Source organism: Mesobacillus sp. (assembly GCF_057785455.1).
In genome coordinates this window covers 58,893-79,279 of the sequence record NZ_JBYNSB010000023.1, presented here as the reverse complement: position 1 = coordinate 79,279, position 20,387 = coordinate 58,893, and the positions used below count along the sequence as shown (strand labels likewise).

The 20,387-nt window shown below is 38.8% G+C and carries 21 protein-coding genes and 1 pseudogene; 1 reads left to right on the top strand and 21 read right to left on the bottom strand.

Features of this window, described 5'->3' with window-relative positions; translation table 11 throughout:
- Positions 1-6: 6 nt before the first annotated feature.
- From fliT to AC3EBE_RS08440, 15 genes and pseudogenes are all read right to left on the bottom strand, one after another.
- The gene (fliT, locus tag AC3EBE_RS08510; protein ID WP_488594589.1) at positions 7-348 is read right to left on the bottom strand and encodes a flagellar protein FliT; all 342 of its coding nucleotides are present in this window, start codon (positions 346-348) and stop codon (positions 7-9) included.
- Entirely contained in the window at positions 348-749 is a 402-nt protein-coding gene (gene fliS, locus AC3EBE_RS08505) for a flagellar export chaperone FliS (RefSeq protein WP_488594588.1), read from the bottom strand. The genes fliT and fliS (AC3EBE_RS08505) overlap by 1 nt, the downstream gene beginning before the upstream one ends.
- Before the next feature lie 34 nt (positions 750-783).
- Positions 784-2,895 (bottom strand): flagellar filament capping protein FliD, encoded by a 2,112-nt coding sequence (gene fliD, locus AC3EBE_RS08500; RefSeq protein ID WP_488594587.1) that lies wholly within the window; start codon positions 2,893-2,895, stop codon positions 784-786.
- A 17-nt stretch (positions 2,896-2,912) separates the two neighbouring features.
- Positions 2,913-3,284: a flagellar protein FlaG gene (gene flaG / locus AC3EBE_RS08495; RefSeq protein ID WP_488594586.1), complete on the bottom strand. Its 372-nt coding sequence runs from the start codon at positions 3,282-3,284 to the stop codon at positions 2,913-2,915.
- A 109-nt stretch (positions 3,285-3,393) separates the two neighbouring features.
- Positions 3,394-3,831 (bottom strand): YaaR family protein, encoded by a 438-nt coding sequence (locus AC3EBE_RS08490; protein ID WP_488594585.1) that lies wholly within the window; start codon positions 3,829-3,831, stop codon positions 3,394-3,396.
- Between the two features lie 86 nt (positions 3,832-3,917).
- Positions 3,918-4,361 (bottom strand): flagellin, encoded by a 444-nt coding sequence (locus tag AC3EBE_RS08485; protein WP_488594718.1) that lies wholly within the window; start codon positions 4,359-4,361, stop codon positions 3,918-3,920.
- A gap of 1,611 nt (positions 4,362-5,972) precedes the next feature.
- Positions 5,973-6,389 (bottom strand): annotated as a pseudogene (locus AC3EBE_RS08480) (flagellin N-terminal helical domain-containing protein); the annotation flags it as partial.
- A gap of 21 nt (positions 6,390-6,410) precedes the next feature.
- On the bottom strand, positions 6,411-6,839 hold the full coding sequence (gene fliS, locus AC3EBE_RS08475) for a flagellar export chaperone FliS (RefSeq protein ID WP_488594584.1): 429 nt from the start codon (positions 6,837-6,839) through the stop codon (positions 6,411-6,413).
- 50 nt (positions 6,840-6,889) lie between these two features.
- Positions 6,890-7,186, bottom strand: coding sequence for an EscU/YscU/HrcU family type III secretion system export apparatus switch protein (locus tag AC3EBE_RS08470; protein WP_488594583.1), 297 nt, complete (start codon positions 7,184-7,186; stop codon positions 6,890-6,892).
- Positions 7,183-9,531 carry a hypothetical protein gene (locus tag AC3EBE_RS08465; protein ID WP_488594582.1) on the bottom strand — a complete coding sequence of 783 codons (2,349 nt, stop codon included), beginning with the start codon at positions 9,529-9,531 and terminating at the stop codon, positions 7,183-7,185. The genes AC3EBE_RS08470 and AC3EBE_RS08465 overlap by 4 nt, the downstream gene beginning before the upstream one ends.
- A 921-nt stretch (positions 9,532-10,452) precedes the next feature.
- On the bottom strand, positions 10,453-11,190 hold the full coding sequence (locus tag AC3EBE_RS08460) for a glycosyltransferase family 2 protein (RefSeq protein WP_488594581.1): 738 nt from the start codon (positions 11,188-11,190) through the stop codon (positions 10,453-10,455).
- A 6-nt stretch (positions 11,191-11,196) separates the two neighbouring features.
- Complete coding sequence (locus AC3EBE_RS08455; RefSeq protein WP_488594580.1) at positions 11,197-11,523, bottom strand: hypothetical protein; 327 nt, start codon at positions 11,521-11,523, stop codon at positions 11,197-11,199.
- A gap of 8 nt (positions 11,524-11,531) precedes the next feature.
- Positions 11,532-12,272 carry a glycosyltransferase family 2 protein gene (locus AC3EBE_RS08450; protein ID WP_488594579.1) on the bottom strand — a complete coding sequence of 247 codons (741 nt, stop codon included), beginning with the start codon at positions 12,270-12,272 and terminating at the stop codon, positions 11,532-11,534.
- Positions 12,235-12,897: an HAD family hydrolase gene (locus tag AC3EBE_RS08445; RefSeq protein WP_488594578.1), complete on the bottom strand. Its 663-nt coding sequence runs from the start codon at positions 12,895-12,897 to the stop codon at positions 12,235-12,237. Before AC3EBE_RS08445 ends, AC3EBE_RS08450 begins: the two co-directional genes overlap by 38 nt.
- 1 nt (position 12,898) lies before the next feature.
- On the bottom strand, positions 12,899-13,534 hold the full coding sequence (locus AC3EBE_RS08440; protein ID WP_488594577.1) for a PI-PLC domain-containing protein: 636 nt from the start codon (positions 13,532-13,534) through the stop codon (positions 12,899-12,901).
- 277 nt (positions 13,535-13,811) lie between these two features.
- Here AC3EBE_RS08440 and AC3EBE_RS08435 point away from each other — a divergent pair, with 277 nt between their 5' ends.
- Positions 13,812-14,756 carry a WavE lipopolysaccharide synthesis family protein gene (locus AC3EBE_RS08435; RefSeq protein WP_488594576.1) on the top strand — a complete coding sequence of 315 codons (945 nt, stop codon included), beginning with the start codon at positions 13,812-13,814 and terminating at the stop codon, positions 14,754-14,756.
- A 380-nt stretch (positions 14,757-15,136) separates the two neighbouring features.
- Here AC3EBE_RS08435 and AC3EBE_RS08430 read toward each other — a convergent pair whose 3' ends face one another.
- From AC3EBE_RS08430 to flgL, 6 genes are all read right to left on the bottom strand, one after another.
- Positions 15,137-17,080, bottom strand: a complete 1,944-nt coding sequence (locus AC3EBE_RS08430) for a glycosyltransferase (RefSeq protein ID WP_488594575.1) — start codon at positions 17,078-17,080, stop codon at positions 15,137-15,139.
- 120 nt (positions 17,081-17,200) lie between these two features.
- The gene (hag, locus tag AC3EBE_RS08425; RefSeq protein WP_488594574.1) at positions 17,201-18,046 is read right to left on the bottom strand and encodes a flagellin Hag; all 846 of its coding nucleotides are present in this window, start codon (positions 18,044-18,046) and stop codon (positions 17,201-17,203) included.
- 150 nt (positions 18,047-18,196) lie between these two features.
- Entirely contained in the window at positions 18,197-18,418 is a 222-nt protein-coding gene (csrA, locus tag AC3EBE_RS08420) for a carbon storage regulator CsrA (RefSeq protein ID WP_488594573.1), read from the bottom strand.
- 5 nt (positions 18,419-18,423) lie between these two features.
- Positions 18,424-18,858: a flagellar assembly protein FliW gene (gene fliW, locus AC3EBE_RS08415; RefSeq protein ID WP_488594572.1), complete on the bottom strand. Its 435-nt coding sequence runs from the start codon at positions 18,856-18,858 to the stop codon at positions 18,424-18,426.
- Between the two features lie 13 nt (positions 18,859-18,871).
- On the bottom strand, positions 18,872-19,426 hold the full coding sequence (locus AC3EBE_RS08410; RefSeq protein ID WP_488594571.1) for a DUF6470 family protein: 555 nt from the start codon (positions 19,424-19,426) through the stop codon (positions 18,872-18,874).
- A gap of 61 nt (positions 19,427-19,487) precedes the next feature.
- Entirely contained in the window at positions 19,488-20,378 is an 891-nt protein-coding gene (flgL, locus tag AC3EBE_RS08405) for a flagellar hook-associated protein FlgL (protein ID WP_488594570.1), read from the bottom strand.
- Between the last annotated feature and the right edge of the window lie 9 nt (positions 20,379-20,387).

Below are 20,387 nucleotides of genomic sequence, written 5' to 3'. Positions count from 1 at the left end.
TTCCACCTAATTTCTTTTGTCGTAGAACATGCCGTCTGTCGAAAGGTTCTGATATGGATTGACGTACTTGGTATTGGATTCTTTTTTAGCCTGGAGATTTTTAATCTCCTTCTGGATCAAGGCTTTTTCAGTTTGTAAAAGCTGCATCAGCCTGGCATTAAGCGGAATCAGTCTTTTCCCGACCTCAGCCTCATCCGGGGTAAAAGGAGGAATCATCTCACTCATCAAACGTTCGCGTTCCTCTAACAGAGTTTGGACCTGTTCGATTTTCCCATCCCGTTCCTCTGCTGATTCCAAAATCCGAACCAATTTCTCTGTCCGCTGGTAAAACTGGCTGACAGCACCCACTATACTCTGCCACCCTCAGCAAACTGCTTCTGGCGGTTCATTTGGATGACCTGCTTCCACGTATCGCGGAATTCCGTTACAAGTCCTTCCACTTCCTCTAAAATCGCCTTGTCGCTCTTAATATTCGCCTCGATTAAACGGCGGTGCATGTAATCATACAAAGACATCATGTTCTGTGATACTTCCAAATCCATATTTAGAGTGACCATAAGCTCTTGAACGATCTTTTGCGCTTTAAGGATATTTGTATTCCTGGCAGTGATATCTTTTTGGTCAATCGCATGTTTGGCCAGATTGATAAATTTCAAGCATCCGTTATATAGCATCAACGTCAGCTCCCCCGGGGATGCTGTGTTAACGGAAGATTGCTGGTAAGACTGATATGGGTTATTCAAAGCCATTATTTAACTCTCCTTTTTGTGAAAGGGCATTTTATTAAGCACCGCTGAATTGCTGCATAAGATAAGCAGACTGACTGTTTGCTTTCTGAATCGCTTTTTCCATTGCCGTAAACTGGCGCCAGTAACGGTTTTCTACTTGGGTGAGACGGGATTCAAAACGTTTAATTTGACTATCTACATTTAACAAGTCTTTTCCCAGACTGAATTGCTGGTTAGTGGAAAAAGCGTTCCCAGCCTTTTCCTTAAGCTTGTCCATAGTTTCATTAGCCGTATCATACAGACGTTGGATAATTCCTTTTTGACCGTCTGTTGTGCCCGATGCATTAAAAAGCCGTTCAACAGATAGTGGATCCTCTTCAATTGCCTTCTTTAAAGTGGCTTCATTAATCTGCAGCTTTCCGCCTTCAAGATAGTTGGCTGAAGTAGTGATTCCGATACTCGCAAGCTGTTTATACAAAGGGCTGACCTCAGCATTTTCGACTGGCGTATAGAAGTCAGACCGCATTTGGGAAAGTGCTCCAGTTAAAATGGAATCTCGGCGCAATAGGCCGCTTTTTGACTTTTCCTCCCATTGCTCCTGCTGCTTTTCACTTAATGTTTCCCGCTGTTCATCTGTTAATGGCTGATAATCTTTGTAATAAGTCTCACCGGTTTTCTTTTGAATCTTGTCAATTAGCTCATTGTATTTATCTACGAATTTTTTAATATTATCGAAGACTGTTGTAGTATCATTGTTAATATTCACCGTGGCCGCAGGCTCTGTGTTTAATGCAGGATCTGCATTATTATTGAAGGTCTGCTTTAATGTAAAAGTAACACCGTTCATTTCGAATGTATTTGAAGTACGTTCAGTATCAAGGCCATTGATTGTGAATTTTGCGTTAGCCCCGGCAGTCGTCACGTTGCTAACAGCCCCGAATTTCAATGTATCTATGATAAAGGAACCTGTGTATTCGATTTCTTTTCCCGCAGTGTTGAAGTCACCAGTTTCCTTCCTGGTCATCGTCATGCTTTTTGTAAAATCATCATAGAACATCGTAATGCCAGCAGTGGATGAGTTAACCTCGTTAATTACTTGGTTCAATGATTCATTACCTTTAACAAGAAAATTCTCGGTTACCTTAGTTCCTCCAGTTTTATAGGAGGAAACGGAAAAGCTCGTATACTTCTGATCATAAGTGAATTCCAGTTTAATTGAATCTGTAGTAGATCCCGCAAGTGTACGCATGCTTTCCGATACTTTGATGCTTCCTGTAACAGTATCGAGCACCCCTACTTCTTCCGTTCCACGCATAATCCTTCTGCTGTTTGGTTCGCCGGTTACTGCCTCAAACGTTAGATTCTCTGGGGCTGCTGTTCCAATACTTAATTTCATTCCTGTAATATTGTTGAGGGCTCCGTTGGATAACTGTAAGTTTTGAGTATCTTTCGTAATCGCAGAAGTTGTTTCCGTTTTCGTTTTCGCTACATATTCAACAGCAATGGCACTGTCTTTTGCAATCGTCTTGCCAAAAACAAGTTCACCTGTACTTGTATCGAATTTTACCTCATTGCTGTTAGCGGTCGGTGTTCCAGTTACTACTTTGTAACTCTCACCATTTACTTTTACGCTCCAGGAGAGCAATTTAGCTGTGTCAGCCGGGTCAATTTTCCCAAGCTCATCTGCAGTTAATCCTAGACTTACTTTCGTGCTATCAGCAGCTACCTTGACAGTTTTACTTTCAACAACTCCAGTGTTCCAAGCAACACCTGTGGAGAATGGCTGTGATACCAAAGCTTTATTGCTATCAAAAGTCGAGCCTGCAATCGAACCTCCATTTTTAATCGTTTCCGCACTGGCTAATTGTTTCACGCTGGAAATCGAAAATGAAGATTCACTGGCAGAACTGTTTGCTGTTGCCGAAACCCGTGCATCGTTTGTTGAAGAAGTCGTCCTTACTCGAAAGGTCGATGACAGCTTCATGCTTGTCAATTCTTTCCGGAAATCCAGGAAGAGACTATTCATGGCACGATAATCATCCCGTCGCCACTCAATCACCTGCTTCTTTTGCTTCAGCTTATTGACTGGCATCCGCTCTGCCTTCATCAAATCGCCGACAATTGTGTCAATATCCATGCCGCTTGCCAGGCCGCCGATTCTCACCATGTTACTTCACCAACCTTCTAAATCTTCTTATCTACGATCAGTCCAAGGAATTCATTCATCGCCGCGTAAAAATCAAGCATTTTTTTAGGCGGGATTTCCCTGACTACTTCCTTTGTATTCTCATCTACTAGAGTCACATAATACTCTTGCAATTTTTCGTGGTACTGGAATTTCAAAGCTGTATTGCTATGCTTAAGATACTTATTGAGTCCTTCAACGACACCTTCCATTTTTTCTTTAGGTATGGTTTGCGACTCTTCCTGTACAGGAACTTGCGGCACCATTTCCTCAGGTGCAGTTTTTGGACCATTGTCGATACTATCAATTTTTGTCTTTATCGTTTCGTAGATGTAGGAACCCGCTGTATTTGAAGAGAGACTGTTGATCATGAAAAATTGCCTCCTCGAAAGCGCATATTATATTGTATATATCGGCCTGACAGTCAAAACTCTTTAACATTTTGTGAAAAATAAAAAGCTTCCTCATCATGAGGAAGCTTTACGTATAAATATTGATCAGCATGCCCTGGATTTCGCCAACAAGGCCTAATAAATCGATCCCTTTTTTCTCTTTATCGAGGACCGTGTTAGTCAAATCGATGAGTTTGCTGTCTACTTCTTTTACAAGCTTATAAATCTTCGAGGAACCGCGCTGGTTGAAGCCTCTGTGCTCTTTCAGCTCAAGCCCATTTTTTACAGCGTCTTCCATAAAATCTTTTACGAGTTTTTTATATTTTTTTAGGTTTTCAATAGACCTGGTTTCGACTAGCTTCTGACCCTGACCCTCGATTTCCTTCATTTTTTTACTTAGACGTTCAAAAGTGATATCCGTGCGGCGCTGACCGACCACTTCACTGAACGAAATCGAGTCTTTCGCAACCTGTTCCTTCATTCCCATCTTGTTTAGTGAGGCCCTGGAAACGCGCTGAACATCCATACGTTCACACCCTTATTAAAAAAATAGCTATCTATAATTATAGCATAAGAAAGGAGAGGCAAATGGCTGCCTCTCACCTATGGAATTTATTTCAGTAACTGAAGAACGCCCTGCGGCATCTGGTTCGCCTGGGAAAGCATTGCTTGTGCTGCCTGGTTCAGGATATTGTTCTTTGTAAAATTGGACATTTCCTTCGCCATATCAAGGTCGCGGATACGGGACTCAGAGGATGTCACGTTTTCAGTCATGATCTTCAGGTTGTTAACAGTGTGCTCAAGACGGTTCTGGATGGCACCAAGGCGCGCACGTTCGGAAGAAACCTTCTGGATGGCATCAGAAAAGACAGAAATAGCTGCCTGTGCTTTTTCATGAGTAGAAACATCGACCGCATACTCTGTCAGTTCGTCAGATTTCCCGTTGCTGACAGTCGGTTCGGTTGTATACCAGACCTTTTGGCTGGTCCCATTTTCTAAAGTGATGGTCTTTTCTCCCGCAGCTGCTGAGCTTGCCTGGAGAGATGCTGCACGCATATCATTAACTTCCAGTGAAACAGTTTGACCAGAGTTGGCTCCTATCTGGAAGTTAATCGAGTCATCAGATCCTGTTCCCGTTTCGACGATCTCAAACTTGAATGAACCTTCTTTTAAATCAAAAGAGTTCAGCTGAAGGCCAGCAATTCCCGCGAATCCCAGTACCTGGGCAGGCTGGTTCTCAGGCTGATTGACAGCCACTTCAACAGGATCCTTGCTATCAATGCTGACGCTATAAGTATAGCCATCTACTGGATCGACCGTGTTGAAAGAAATAACCTGGCCATTGCTCAAACCAGTTGTATCTTCGACAACAAACTGTAAGCCATAATCATCAAAAAGCTTGCCAACTTCAACATCAGCTGATTTTCCTGAGCTGCTTGCTAGTTTGAAAGTATCTGCAACAGCCGGATCAACGGTGAAGCTGAATGTCCCCTCCGTTAAGTTAGCAATATCAAGGGATAAACCTTCAAATTGAGCAAGGCCTGCAGCTGCGTATGAACTGCTGATTGAGCCAGCCGCTCCTGCTCCCATGACTTCCGGAATAATATATTGGCTTCCGTCCACATCAATCGTGAAGTCATACATTTTCGTAGCACTGCTTGTATCAAAAGTAATTTTATCGCCATCGTTCATATCAGAAGTGGCGATTTGGAATTCCAATCCATGCTCATTGTACTTTGCATTAGCTGCTACTACTTCAGTGAACTTCGATGGATTGCCATCCTGATCAGTTCCGTCAAAAGCAACCTGATATCCTGCAGCTACTTTTTCAATAGACCACTGTCCAGTCCCTACTTCAGTATTCACCTTAAATGGCTGTGCTGGGTCAAAAGTAAAGCTGCCGCTGAAGCCTGCCTTCGGTTCAGTTGCGATGGTTCCCTTGTCGCCTGGAATCGTGAAGCTGATTTCTTCGCCAGCATCGAAGTCTGCCGCTTCCATCGTAAACTTCAAGCCGTGGTGGTTGAACTCAGTGCCTGGTGTATAAAGTTCACTCGTAATCGGGCCGCCTGATACGATAAATGCCGTTCCATCGTATTTAAGGGTAATCGTATCTTGATAGTTAACAGCTGGCAATCCGATCAGGTTGCTCGTTGTGTCATAACTAATAACTCCATCGCTAAAAGTGAAGCTGCCATTCACGCTGGTTGAAGAAACCTGTGAAGCTTCCGCTTTAGGGACTGTATAGTCTTGCGCTCCTCCTGGGAAGGCTGCTCCGACTTCCCGTGCGCTGACTGTTACCTGGTGAGCTCCGGCAGCGAGGTTCGTGCCGCCATTCGCGACACTTACCATAACACCTGTGGAGTTCGGTTCCACAGCCGTAATCGCCGCATCCTTGCCTTCCTGGAACGTTAATTTCCAATCATCCGCCTCGACGTCTGTTGTCGGCTCGATTCTTCCCCCTGCAAAAATCGAACTGTTCTCTGCAGGTACAATTGGGTCAGGGTCTGCTGTTCCGGCGTAAGCACGGGTGACAGTCATTTGATGCTCACCAACAGTAAGTTCATCTCCATCTACGACCACGAGCTGCATTCCCGTATTGTTTTGATCAACAAATGGCGAAACATTGTTCGGGAATCCTTTCCCATTTGCCACAAAAGTATTTTTCCTGCTTCCATCCAATAAAGATGCTGCGTTGAATTCGGTTGAATTTCCGATTCGGTTCAGCTCAGAAGTAAGCTGGTTAATCTCCTTCTGAATCTCAGCACGATCCGTTTCAGTATAGGAATCGTTTGCAGCCTGTACAGCAAGCTCACGCATACGCTGCAAGATTTCATGCGATGAAGAAAGCGCGCCTTCTGCTGTCTGGATCATCGAGATTCCGTCAAGGGCATTCCTCTCCGCCATTTCGAGTCCGCGGATCTGCGAACGCATTTTTTCCGAAATAGCAAGACCGGCAGCGTCATCAGAAGCTTTATTAATTCGTAATCCTGAAGACAATTTCTCCAGGCTTTTCGCTGTATTTGTATTATTAATCGCAAGGTTGCGATAGGCATTCAAAGCAGAAATATTATGGTTGATTCTCATTCTGTTCTCCCTCTATTTCTCTTAGTTTTGGACTCTCATGATACTATTTTCATAGGCTGACACCTTGCGTACCACACTGGATTGAGAGACGTTTACTTTTTTCTTTAAAACGTCATTCCAGGCATGCACGATCGGCTCAATCAACGAGATCATTTCTCTTAAAATCGAAGCATCCTTCCTGATGTTCGCCATGATGATCTGATCAGCCATGTAATTGTACAGAAGGTCCAGCTGCTGGCCAATCGGGCCTGCTTCATACTTCAGCCCGACGCCCAATCTATGTAAAATATCATTCGTACGCTGCAGCTTCAGGTTCGCATTAAGGTAGTCTTTTCCCTCGATATACTCAATCGCCTGCTCCAGATTATCGATGATTCCTTCGTATAGGAGAGCCGTCAATTCCTGGGGACTCTTCTTGAATATGACGTCCTTTGTCAGTGCCTCCATCATATACCTCCATCATGGTAACTATAGATTCTATCGGTAAATCCGCTCGATGTTTAATAGTTTTTCTCCAATTCCTCCAGCAGGATGAAAATCTCCGCTATGACTCCGTACAGCTGAGGCGGTACGGAATCGCCTAAGTCAATATCCAGCAGGTTTTGCAACAGGGATGAATCCTCCTGAAGATGGACATTATTTTTCTTCGCGAGCTCGATGATCTTCTGCGCCACTGCCCCGGTACCTTGGGCGACAATCGTCGGTGACTTGCTAAGGTCGTCATCATATTTGATCACTGCAGCCGTGGGACCGTTCAGATGCCTTCTATTTTTCTGGTTAAAATAAAGGTTGCTCATATCGTGAAATTGTACCCCTTCTCTGTAAAAGCAGGTGTTAGTTTAGCAGGCTGGCCTTCCACTGGTTCGATACCTGCTTCTGGTGCAGGCTTTCTCGCTTTAAGCGCTTCAAGCTTGTATCCGATCTCCTGAAGGCGCTCCCTGGAGATCTCAGTCATCGGCTCAAGCTTCTTTTCCAATCCGTCTTTTTGGCTGTTAAAAGTGATCGAGATATTGCGGTTATGGGCCGTCACCTGGATTCCGACTTCGCCGAGTTTTTTCGTATCGAGCACGAAATACAGACTGCAATTTTCCCAGTCGATTTTATCTCCTGACTTCTGGGAATTAATGAACACTTTGATGTTTTCCATCTCTTGATTCAAAAGGAAAGGCATTTGCAGAAATAAATTTTGCATCCCTGTTGGATCCTGCTTATTTAAAAGCTGCTGGCCTGTGATGTTTGCCAGTGCCTGCTCTGCTTTCGGATGACCGTCTGCGTCTTGGGCCATCTGGATCAGCCTTGCTTTCAAGTTTTGATCCAACTCTCCCTGGTCACCCTTAGAACCGAAGACGAGACTGTTCGCTGCATCATTTTCATGCGTCAATCCAAGACGTCTTAACGATTCAAACACTTGGCGGGCAGAATAATCCTGGTCAGGCATCGGCCTTACCGCTTGCCTGACAGCAGCTGTTAGCTGTTCATCCACTGTTTTGGAGGTGTTAAGCAAACTCTGCTCATTGACGAAGTGCTGGACTCTTGTATTTGAAGGTTTATAGATGATCTGATCAAGCGTCGTTTTCACATCTTTTACAATCGTGCTTGCTTCGGAATACTCTCCTTTAGCGAGGAGATTGCGCGCTTCGGCAAGCCGGGAACTTGCTGTGAGCATCTTCTTCTCAGTCATCATGTCCGTATAAAGCATGAAGTTGCTTTTCAGAATCGCGTTATCCAGTTTATTGATTGCTGCATCGAGAGTTTGTTTCGCATTGACCTTGCTTCCGCCTTTGTCTAGCATTAAAGATACATGATCGAGGCTCTTCGTGATTTCCTGCTTTACTTTTTTAAAATCGATCGCCAGCTGTGATAGTTTTTTTGTTATTTCTGTTACCAATATCGCCTTTGACTGGAGCGCAAGAGATTGAAGCGATTCATTGATCGCGTATTGTTCAGCGTCTGTCAAACCCAGCTGTTCCCCGCCTCTCTGTAGCGATGGATGGTCTTTTTCCAGCTGGTTCATCGCTTCCGCCACAACCTTTCGTGCAGCAAGCTCCCTGCCCTGTTCAGCAAGCATGGATGCTTTTTCGAAAGAAGCCTTTAATTGTGTGGAATCAATCGTCTTATTGCCTTCCAGTTCATTTAGAGCCTTTCCTATCGATTCAAGGACTTTGGCTAAAGATGCTTCCTTTTGGACGTCCTTTAAAAGGTTTTTGAGGCTGAGTAAATCCTGACCAGGTGTTTCGGTTTCGGATTGTTTCATGTTTTGTGCCGATAAGCGTTCAAGTGACTCTCGCAATCTGGCAGCGGCTATCCTCAGCAATTTTTCCCCATCCGCATTTTGTCCCTGTCTGATTCGGTCCGCTCCCGCTTCATGGATCTGCAGTGCCTTTGTGATTTCCTGTTTCAATTGCTCAAGTTCCGGGCGGCCATTCGTATCTAGGCGGCGTAATAGGGGTTCAATGTCTTTAGGTGAGTAATTTCCGTTCTTTATGTCCTGTAAAATTTGTTCAATATTTTTCGGCCCATTACCAGGACGCAGGTCTCCACTATCCATGTTAGTTTGCGCTCTAGGAACTTCGATTTTCATTTCACCCGTTATTTCCCGCAGAGCGTCCTTCAAATCTGTTCCATGTAAAGCAGTATGGATAGCGTTCAAGTGATTCGCCGTCACCGGAAGATTCTTTTGCGCCAACACATTGACCGCTTCTATTTTTTCTGATGCCTTTCCAGGAGTTTCGGTTAAAAACTTCTGCAAAGTAACAAGCTCGTCCTTCGTGAGCGTGATTCCTTTGTCATCAAAGATTTTCATTGCACTTTTTAAATTACTATTGGCTGCGGGATCAATCCCTGCTTTTGCAAGACGAGCATCCAATGATGTTGTATCTGCAGCATTCATTGCAGGAGACGGGGGAATTTCCCTTAATACGAGTTTCCCGGGTTCCGGCATGCCGACCACTTTCGCCTGAATCCGATTAGATAATGGCATCTGGCCTTCAAACCGGGCGCTGAATTCCAGCCCCTTAAAGAGCACATTCGCTTCATTGCCACTCAGCTTTTCCTTTATGAAAACAGAACCCATATCCCCCGAAGAAACCGGAAGCTGGCTATCATTCCCCTGTCTGGAAACCATCTGGTTCGTAACCTGCATATCAACACACTCCGAACATTTGAAATCTATACTTTGTATCGGCTGGAACGGAATTTATTTGAATGAGGAAATTTTCCCATATGGGACATATCTTTTGCTTCAATCAGGCAGGAAGCACGGGGACGTATCTTCTGCTTCCACCAGGCAGGAATTTTCACAATAGTTTTTGAATTGTTTAAAGTGAACTTATTATTGGATTGTGAATTATGAATAGTTATGGAAAATATTCTGTCCCAAAGACTTTGACGAATATCCTGGAATTACAGTCTGAACTTCGTCAAAAGGGCAATCTGCTGTACGGGGATTTGTTAGGCTGCTATTTTAGAAGCACTGAAGTTGAGGAGCGTTATCTAAATACGCCATACATGATCTGATCCCGTTTGCGTGAATGGATGGAATACATTATGGATTTCTTACCGATATTGCATGAGGCAAGAGTAATACTTAAGGAGCGGCTAAAATTAAAACCATTACTAGATACTCCCTATTATTTTTCCAAATAAAGGAAATAACAAGCCAGAAGAATTGTCCTGCAAACAAAAGACGGCTTTTGGTGTTGTGGATAAATTTTCTGATTCTACTACCCTTAAAGCGGCTTATCTTTCAAAAGACTGCTCTCTATCACTCCAATTGGTGCAAGGATATCTTTGAGGCAGCAACACCCGTAGCTAAACTAGCCTTTCTGCGGGATACCCAGTCATATGGGTTTGGTGGACATTTGATTGTTTACTAATTGTAAGATATCGAAAGGCTCCTCACAATGGGGAGCCTTCAATTACTTTTATCTAAACAAGTTACAAGAATCTTTCAATGAAACCTCTAAATATCAGTTCCTTGCGACGGGAGGAACCGTCCCTGTGTCTCATAGACTTAAGAAAAGGTATGGATTAAAATTTAACTTTTTCAATTATTGATTCTCCTTCAACAGGTAAGTGATTTCATCTTAAAAAGATAATTATTTAAATCTTCTGGTGTTCCTAAACCATGCATCTCTTCAAAATTTATATTATAAATACCTATTTTCTTATTCTCAGCAATCATATAGTTGTACACTGGACATGTATAAAATTCATTATTAACTCTTTCATTTGCCATTATCATATCGGTAGCGCTATCTACAAAGTCTTTCCCCTTAGAAAAAAGGTAAATTCCTACTGTTGCATATTGTGAAATAACAGTTTTCTCCTTAACTTCAATAACTTGTTGTGAATCATTAATTTTTGCAAATGACCATTTTGGATCTTTAAATTCATCAATAAATGTTAAAATAGATCCATCTAACTTTCTTTTTTTACAGTCTTTTATAAAATCAGAAACGTTTACATCAATTAATTGATCGGAGTTGGCAATTAGTAGAGGTTCTTCATTATTAATATATTTCGTAGCATATAGTACTGTGCATGCTGTACCTTCTGTTAACTTATCTACAGTCACAAAAGTTGCATTGTGATTTATTTTTATTTCATTAACTAAATCTTTTTCCTTTTCAAGATGATCATTTCTTCCAATTAATATAAACCTTGCACCATCAACTTTTAAGTTATCTAAAACTCTCATAATCATTGGTTTTCCATTTACATCTATAAATGGCTTAGGTTTCTCGTATCCTGCCTTTTTAAATCTACTTCCTTCACCAGCCATAGGAATTACTATGTTCACAATATCCTACTCTCCCACTATATATTTATCCCCTTTAACACTAGGAGTTTTAACTACCGCAGTTTTACAATCAGTTAATGCTAAAAAATCAGTAACTTCATTGGGAAGGATTATAATAATTTCCCCCTCACCATAAGTTTTATTATTCATCTTTACTTTCCCACTAATAATAACAGTTATTTCTTTAGCTTTTTTGTGATAATGTTTTTGTTCATAATCTCCTTTTGAATAGTTTTTTACAGCAATTTCAAATTGGTCTGTTTTTAATAATGTAGGTTCAAAGTTACCCACGAACCATCCTTTTATCATATCTTTCAAATCAAATACTTCCATATATTCTCCTATTTACATAGACTTATCATTTTTTCATATTCCTTTATCTTCTGTGGGGAATAAAATGAATAATATTTTCCAGCTTCTATTTTATGAATATTTATCTCTTTGTTAGCTAATATCATCTCATTGAGAGTTGGAGCGATATAGAATAACCCATTTACATTAGCATCATTCTTTATAGATTTCATAGCTGAATTTACAAATTCCTGCCCCTTTTTAAAAAAGTACCATCCTGCAATAGCGTAATTACTTATTGGCCTTTTTTCTGCTGTTTCGACTACATTATAAGATGTATCCAACCTTACATATGACCATTTAGGGTGTACCGATTTAAAGCAAATTGTACCGGCATCTGCATTATTACTTACAAATTCATTAATCACAGTATTAAAATCCTCTAAGATAATTTGATCTCCATTTGAAATAAGTAGCATATCGTCATTATTAATGCGTTCTATTGCCATTAATATACTACAAGGAGCACCCATAGTTTCTTTCTCTAACTGAATAATTTCGCATTCATTATCAGTTATTAATCTTAAAACATTATCAAGATGGTATTTAACACAATCTCCTTTCTTAACAATAAAGATGAATTTTTTATCTAATGTAATGTGATTTAAATTTTCGATAACATGTTGAATCATTGTAATACCATTTATTTCAATAAGAGGCTTAGGAAATGGATATTCATTAACTTCAAAAAAATTAGAATGCCCCGCCAATGGAATAACTATATTTAGCATTCTTAATCTCCTCTATTTCTTCTATCTTGGATTTAATATTTTGGTACGTTACATCTTCCACATTATTTACCTCTAGTACAAATGCTCCACTTGCAACAGCTGCTCTAATTCCATTTTCGTTATCTTCCACAATTAAGCATTCTTCAGGTTTTAATCCCAACATCCCAATAGCCTTGATATAAATTTCCGGATTAGGTTTTCCTTCTTTTACATCTTGATTAGATAGGAAAAATTCGAGGTATTTTAGTAAGTCTGATTTTCCCATCATTACATCTATACTATTACGAACAGAATTCGAACAAACACAAAGCTTATACCCTTCACTCTTTAATTTGGAAAGTGCATACTGATGATAAAAAATTGGTTTACATTTCTGATAAATGATCTCCATTGTAAAGTCTTGCTTTAAATCATTTATAAACCCATGTAACGCTCGTGGTAACCCTTTCTCCATGGATAACATTTCTAACTTTTTTTTAGTAGGAAGACCATCAAACGTCACTAGATGGTCATATCTATTTATTTCAAATCCAAATAATTTCAAGGCTTTATTTAAAGCTTCGTAGTGCCAGTCCTTCGCATCAACTAAGACACCATCCATGTCAAAAATAATCGCCTTAATCAATTTACTCACCACCATGAAAAAATCTTTTAGCTTCTTGAGGATAATCAGTACAAATTATTGGTTCGTAAGGTAAATAGCATTCAATTTTTTTATACTCTCTCCACTCTTTTATGTATTCTCTTTGATGTAATTCAGGTGATACTATACAGATCCTTTTTTTATTTTCACAATGCTGTCTTAAGACAGATTCACTAATCCAGTGTGTATCAAATTCATCCAGCCATACCCCTAATGATAAATGATATAACGAGGGATCTATTTCGTATTCACTCTGACGTGTAAATACTTTGAAGCCTTGTTTATGATAGCTAATTTGGTCTGGGATAGACATATCAAAAACAAAATAATTACTAACTTGATAATATTCAATCAACCTTTTTAATTCCTTGTGAAGACCATCAGATTTTATATTTAACGCTAAAGGTAGATTCCCCCCATAAGAGTTATAAATAACAAAAAATTCTTCCAAACTTAGCTCACCACCCATTGGGGGATCATGAGAAATTACAAGTTTACCAAAAAAATCTCTTATATCTGTTTCAATTCCGAAACCATTTTCAAAGGATCTATAAAATGCCTCCTTTGTATTGCGTTCTTCTCTTTTATTCCAGAATCCTCTATGACTTAAGACTTGCAATTCCTTACCCCTCTCAAACCTTATTCTCGTATTTTATTATCGGCATATATAATCATCTTTTTAGCTAGATTGATTTTGTTTACTGATGGAAATATTAACCAAAATTTCTTTATAATAATTTGTTATAAAATGTTTTTCAAAAAATATAATGGTTATTCTTTAATGTTAAAGAGATATAAGCAATTATTGAAAATATTATTGTATTTATATAATGTTATATAGTAGCATCAACATTAAAAGGTAATTTTTAAAAATACATATCACTAAGGAGATAACTATGAATAATATTTCTGATGCTAATATCTCAGTCGTCATCCAGGGACCAGTGGTTGGGCTTTCTTCGGATCCTTATTTGTCCAGATTCACCTTAAGATCTATAGAAAGTATTAAAAAACATTTAAAAAATGCCGAGATAATACTTTCCACATGGAAAGGTTCAGATACAACTGGGCTACCATATGACAAACTAATCGAAAATGATGATCCAGGGGTAGTAAATTCAGGCATTAACTCTTTTGATATACCTTGTAATGTAAATCGAATGATCGTTTCTAGCAGGAATGGAATAAAAGAAGCAAGTAATAAATTTGTTTTAAAAATAAGAAGTGATATGGTTTTAAATGGTAAAGGTTTTATGCAATTCTTTGACATGTTACCAAAAAGGAGTGAATACTGGAGGTTATTGGATAAAAGAGTAGTTGCTTCAACCTTTGGCTCCACAAACCCTAGAAGGGATCCTCTAGTTTATCATCCTACTGATTGGGTTTTCTTTGGTTTAAAAAAGGATGTTTTAGCTATCTGGGATATCCCACTTGCCAATTTACCAAATCATGCACGGTTTTTCGAAGAAATTCCTAGACCATTTCCAGACTATATGCCAAATTTTTCACATCAGTATGCTAATGAACAGTACGTTTGGATTAATTTCTTAAGAAAGTACGGAGAAATCGATTTTGATCATCTTTCAGATCGTTCAGCAAATTTTAATCTACAATATTCTGAATTAACCATCGTTAATAATCTTCATTTAGTACCTTTGGAGAAACTGGAAATAGATTGTTTAAAGTATAATAAGCAGAAGAGAGATGAAATTGGAAGAAGGTATTATACTGAAGAAGAATTTTTAATGACATATGTCCAATATTGTGAAAATGGTATGGATAAAGTGCTCTATGAGTTAAGTAATGGGAAAACAAAACCAAACTTTAATTTTACTGAGTAAGTAATTAGATTCATTCACTGGTTGTTCAAAATGTTGATATATTCGCAAATTTAATAAGGATAAAATACCCTGTGAAAAGGAAAAGTTAATGATTAAGGACGTTAAAAATTACCACTTATTCCATATTTTAAAGAGAATTTAACACTTTACCGGATTTTGCCAAACATTTTTAACAATAAAGAACTCCTCCATCATAAGTAATGTGGAGGAGTTTTTTATTTTATTAAAGACCATGATTGCGACACTTCTACTTTCACATAATATTTGTGTCTAAATAATAGTTTTCTCCCATACCCTTTTTTAACCGAACAAAAATTATAGGCAACCTATGTTACTCTAGATTTTATAAATGGAATTAATTAAATAGTTGAGATAAGACACTATATTTGATTCTTATTAAATAAATATAGCCACTCACTATTCTCAAAAAGTTTTAACGCCTTCTCCAAAATAGTACTATCAAGGTGATTAAGTTCTCTACCCAATGATAGTAAGTATTGATAAAACTTAAAATCCCTGTCAAAATACTCAATTGCTATAGTTGCTATGCGATACGCCTCGTCAAGATTATTAGTTTGAATCAGCCAAATTATGATGTTTTCAAACCCTTCTGAGCTAATGGTATTTTCAGGAGCTTCTGCATAGAATTCTATTGCAATTTCCTCATATTGGTTCTTATATAAAATTGTAGCAAGCATTGAATTACCAAATTCTCCTAAGATGTTTCTTTGATTGATCAATAATTCTAATAACTCAAATTGATTATATACTAAGCACTTATGAACAATATTAATATAAACTTCAGAAAAAGTTTTAAGGTCATTATGATCAATATCCTCAGATCGCGTTCCTTTTAACCATGAAACTACACCTTTTAACTGAGTATTTAGCAAGATCAATTCAATCGTATTTTTTAAATGACTACTTGTTAAACTCCAATATAGAATAATTAAATCAGCACTATCAATTATTGACATTTGAATTGCTTTTAAAATAAAGGCGCTTTCTACTTCTTTGCTAAATCCATCTAACTTACTTTCAAGAATATTCACCTTAAAATTCAAAGCCTCATTTTCGAAAGAGGAATCATTAAAATAATGTCTTATTAACTTTTTTGACAGAGAAATTAATCCACTATCTATTGTACCAACAATAATTCTCTTTAAAAAATCTCGACTTGACTTCGGTAATATTTTAGTAATAAAATTAAAAATTTCAGAATAAGAATGCTTACTATTTAAAATAGTAATGATATTTTGAAATGATTCAAGTGAATACTTATTAATATTTGTTGCTTCTATAAAATACTGAATTGCTTTTTCGTAATCTTTATTTCGCATATGAATATATCCTAAAGCTTTATTAGGAAGATATTGTTTAAATTCTACACTTTTTATAACAACAGTAAATTTATTATTATTTTCCAATATATGTTCAAAAACTCTTTTAGCATCATAATTCCGATTTTGATACAAATACACTTGTCCTTTTAGAAATAGAAAATCTGGAGAAGTTTTAAATATCACTTCTGCATCACTTATCACCTGAAGTGCATCTTTGTACCTCTTTAATGTAATTAGTGTTTCGATAATATTGATTAGACAGAAAGGGACCCAAGCTGTTTCAAAACAATCTTTATTTTTGTAAGCTGATATAAAGCATTCAAGTGCTTCCTCATTTTTTCCGAGAATCTTTAATTCGTTTCCCCTATTGAACGAGTCAAAACCCAGACTTCTACCAGTTTCAAGTTCAGTCACTATTAATTGTTGATTTCGTTCAGATTTATTCTTTTCTTTCAATGTTTCTTCAAGGTATCCAGAATGATAAATAACTAGGGATGACATTCCTACATTTACAGATTCAGAATTAATTTTAACCAATTGTTCATGTATTGAACGGGTAAATTTTATACTGCCATCGTTTTTATAAATTCTTACATGCTGATGTTGTGCAGAGTGTTCTCCAAATCTTCCAGTGAAATTTATTATATTAACTGCATAAATGTCGTGTTCAGTTTTATATCTAATTTGTGTAACCGCTTCTTGTAAATTAGTACTATCCACAAATTCATCAGCATCTAATACAAGGATCCATTCACCATTTGCTTTCGAAGCTGCATAATTTCTAGCTTCTGAGAAGTTATTGTTCCAATTAAAGCTAAATACTTTTTCTGTGTATTTTTTCGCAATATCGACAGTTGCATCTGAAGAACCCGTATCAACAATAATTATTTCATCAACAATGTTCACAACTGTTTCTAGACATCTTCTTAATACTTTTTCCTCATTTTTAACAATCATACATAAAGAGATAAACGTATGCATTATGTCACCCCTAGGTAGTTATAAAATTAATAGAAGTCAACATCCATATCCTCTTTAAATATGGATGTTGACTTCTATAAACAAACCTATCAGGTAGCCTGATAGGTTTGTTTATATAAATTAACGTAACAATTGAAGTACGCCTTGAGGTTGTTGGTTTGCTTGAGCTAACATTGCTTGAGCAGCTTGAGAAAGAATTGAATTTTTCGTTTGAGTCATCATTTCTTTCGCCATATCAACATCTCTAATTCTTGATTCTGCTGCAGTTAAGTTCTCAGAAGAGGTATTTAAGTTATTAATAGTATGTTCTAAACGATTTTGGTATGAACCAAACTTTGCACGTTCATCCGAAACAGATTTAATTGCGGCATCAATACTTGAAATAACAGAACCAAATGAAGCTGCAGTTCCACTGATATCTAATGCTGTAGCAAGTTCACCGGCTCCAGAACCTACTCCTAAAGCTGATGCTGACATTGTACCAATAGTCAATGCAATAACTTGGTTTTGGTTAGCTCCAACTTGGAAAGTGATAGCAGTGCTAGCAAAGCTTCCTGTTAACAGGTTCTTAGTGTTAAACTGAGTATTATTAGCGATTCTATCGATTTCTTTTGCTAATTGATTCATTTCACCTTGTAGTGCAGAACGATCATCTGCATTGTTTGTATCATTTGCTGATTGAACTGTTAACTCACGCATGCGTTGAAGAATATCATGTGTTTCGTTTAATGCTCCTTCAGCTGTTTGAATTAATGATATACCGTCTTGTGAGTTTTTGCTCGCCATATCTAATCCACGAATCTGACCACGCATTTTCTCTGAAATGGCTAGACCAGCAGCATCGTCTCCTGCCTTGTTAATACGAAGGCCTGATGCTAATTTTTCCATTGACTTAGATTGTGCCCCGTTAGCAGTGTTTAACTGACGAAAAGTATTTAATGCACCAATATTGTGATTAATTCTCATTATAAATTTCCTCCTTGAATGTACGGTTCACTTCCTTGTGAACCAGTTAAATTAGTTCGGTTCAATAAGGTCGGCCGCCCTTATTTACCCTTACAATTTATATATCGTCGGGAGGGATATTTTGTTTAATAGTTTTATAAAAAAATATCTTTATTTTTGCACCTTAAAATTCTCAAGCAAGCTTGTAATGTCTTTTGATGCCTGCTGGTTCTCTTCCTGGATTTGTTTATAAATTTCTTTCCTCAGGATTTCTACACTTTTAGGAGCCTTAATCCCAATTTTCACCTGATCATTTTTAGATGAAACAATAGTGATCTCGATATCATCACCAATTTTGATAGTTTCCCCATTCTTCCGTGTCAGAACAAGCATTCATCTCACCCCTTTACCTTTTCAAATAAACTATGCTTTGTCTTATAGCCTTCCTCTACTAAAATAACCTGTTTTGCTTTGTTATTAGATTTATTTATTACAACTGGTGCCTGCAGGTTGGCTGTCGTCTTCTCAAACGGATCCTCTACCGTTAAAATCGAATAAACCAAAACATCCTTTTCAGATTCAAGTTCCAGCTCCTCTACCACGGATTCTTCCAACCTAAAATCATAGTCAGTAAAAAAGGCAAATGGGCTTGCGATGACTAAAGCTAAACCTGCTGTTTCCACCGACTGCAATACAGAAAATGATCCATCCTCATTCAATGGCAAAACTATAAATTTCTTCTCATCTGGAAATCCCGGAATCCCTTTTTCAAAATGCAAAATCTCTGATTCTTTCACTTCAACTTCATTATGATATTTAGTAGTAAGTCTCATCTTAAAATCTCCTTTAGATTTCAAAATCGATATTTAGTGAATTTTTTTGCTGTAAATAGATATTTGTTTTGCCAGGGTAATAGTCAATTATTGGCTTGTTCGGTGTTACTTCGATATTTACCGGGCGTGTATTCCAGTTGATTCTCGTTTCGCCTGGGTCATAATTTATTTTGACACTATTATGGGATGGAATCCAGCCTATGTTAAAGTCTGCCTGAGGCGGCAGGCTGTTCCGCTCTGACTGGTTTGGAATCGCCGAAAATCCGTGCTCAATCATCATCAGTTCGTCGCCTTCCTGAGCTCTTGTTGCGATGGCGTCCATTGCTTGCTGATAGCCTGCCTGGGCTGCATCCTCCGTCATTCGAAACACGCTCTTCAGATTCACATCCTCAAAGGCTCTTGTCTGGTCGATTGTCAGCCTGGGCGGTCTTCGGTCGACGATCATCTCCGCCTTAGGCTGTTCAATACTCATATCAGCATGTCGCTGTTCAATTTGCAGCTCTCCACGGCTCGTTTCCATTCCGATCTGTGCAAAAGTAGATTGCATCCTTATTTGCGGTATGTTCATAGGTAACTAACCTCCTATAAGAAAAGCCTTATCAAATAGCTTGATAAGGCTTTAGTTAAGTTTATCTTAGAAAATCCATCAAAGTTGGCTGAATGATTCGTGCACTCACGCTCAAAGCAGCACGATGAACGCTTTCCTGTGATTTCAGATCCATGATCACGCGCTCGATATCGGCATCCTCATTATCAGACATGATCTTGGTCGCCATTACTTCCTGCTGACTGAGTCGATTATCCACCATTTCCAAGCGATTGTAGCGTGCTCCTAGCTCGGATCGTTCCGCTGATAATTGGTTCATCACGTTATCCAGGTCATCAAGCAGCTGATCCATTCCCTGTGGGTCAGCACTTTCCAGCTGATCCTGGATTTTTTGGACCGTGTCGAACATTTCCTGGTTGAACACATTGGCAGGATTCACGTTGGCTTTCATGAACACGCCGCGGGACACTTCGACCTGGTAGTTGTTGATTTTATCCGATGTTAAGTTTTCAGCAACTTTTACTGGATTCTCAGTGGTAACTACAGGTTCCATTACATCCGTACCGTGGAAAATATAGCGTCCGCCCACCTGTGTGTTGGCTGTTGCTGCGAGGCTTTGCTTTAATTGGTCAATCTCGCGGGCAATTGCCTTGCGGTCATCCGGGCTGTTTGTATCATTTTTACCCTGGATCGTCAGTTCACGTACACGCTGAAGTGCGCTGTTTGCCTGGTCAATCCCAGCCTCTGAATTATCCATCCACAGATAAAGCTCGGACAGATTGCGCTTATATTGTTCAACTTCCGTCAGATTGGAGCGATAGTACATCCCCTTCATCGCGACAACCGGGTCATCGGAAGGTTTATTGATTTTTTTGCCTGTAGCAAGCTGGTCTTCGTACGTTCCCATTCTCCTGTAGCTCTCGCTCAGATTCCTAAGTGAGTTGGAAGACAGCATCGATTGTGTGACTCGCATCTATTTCAC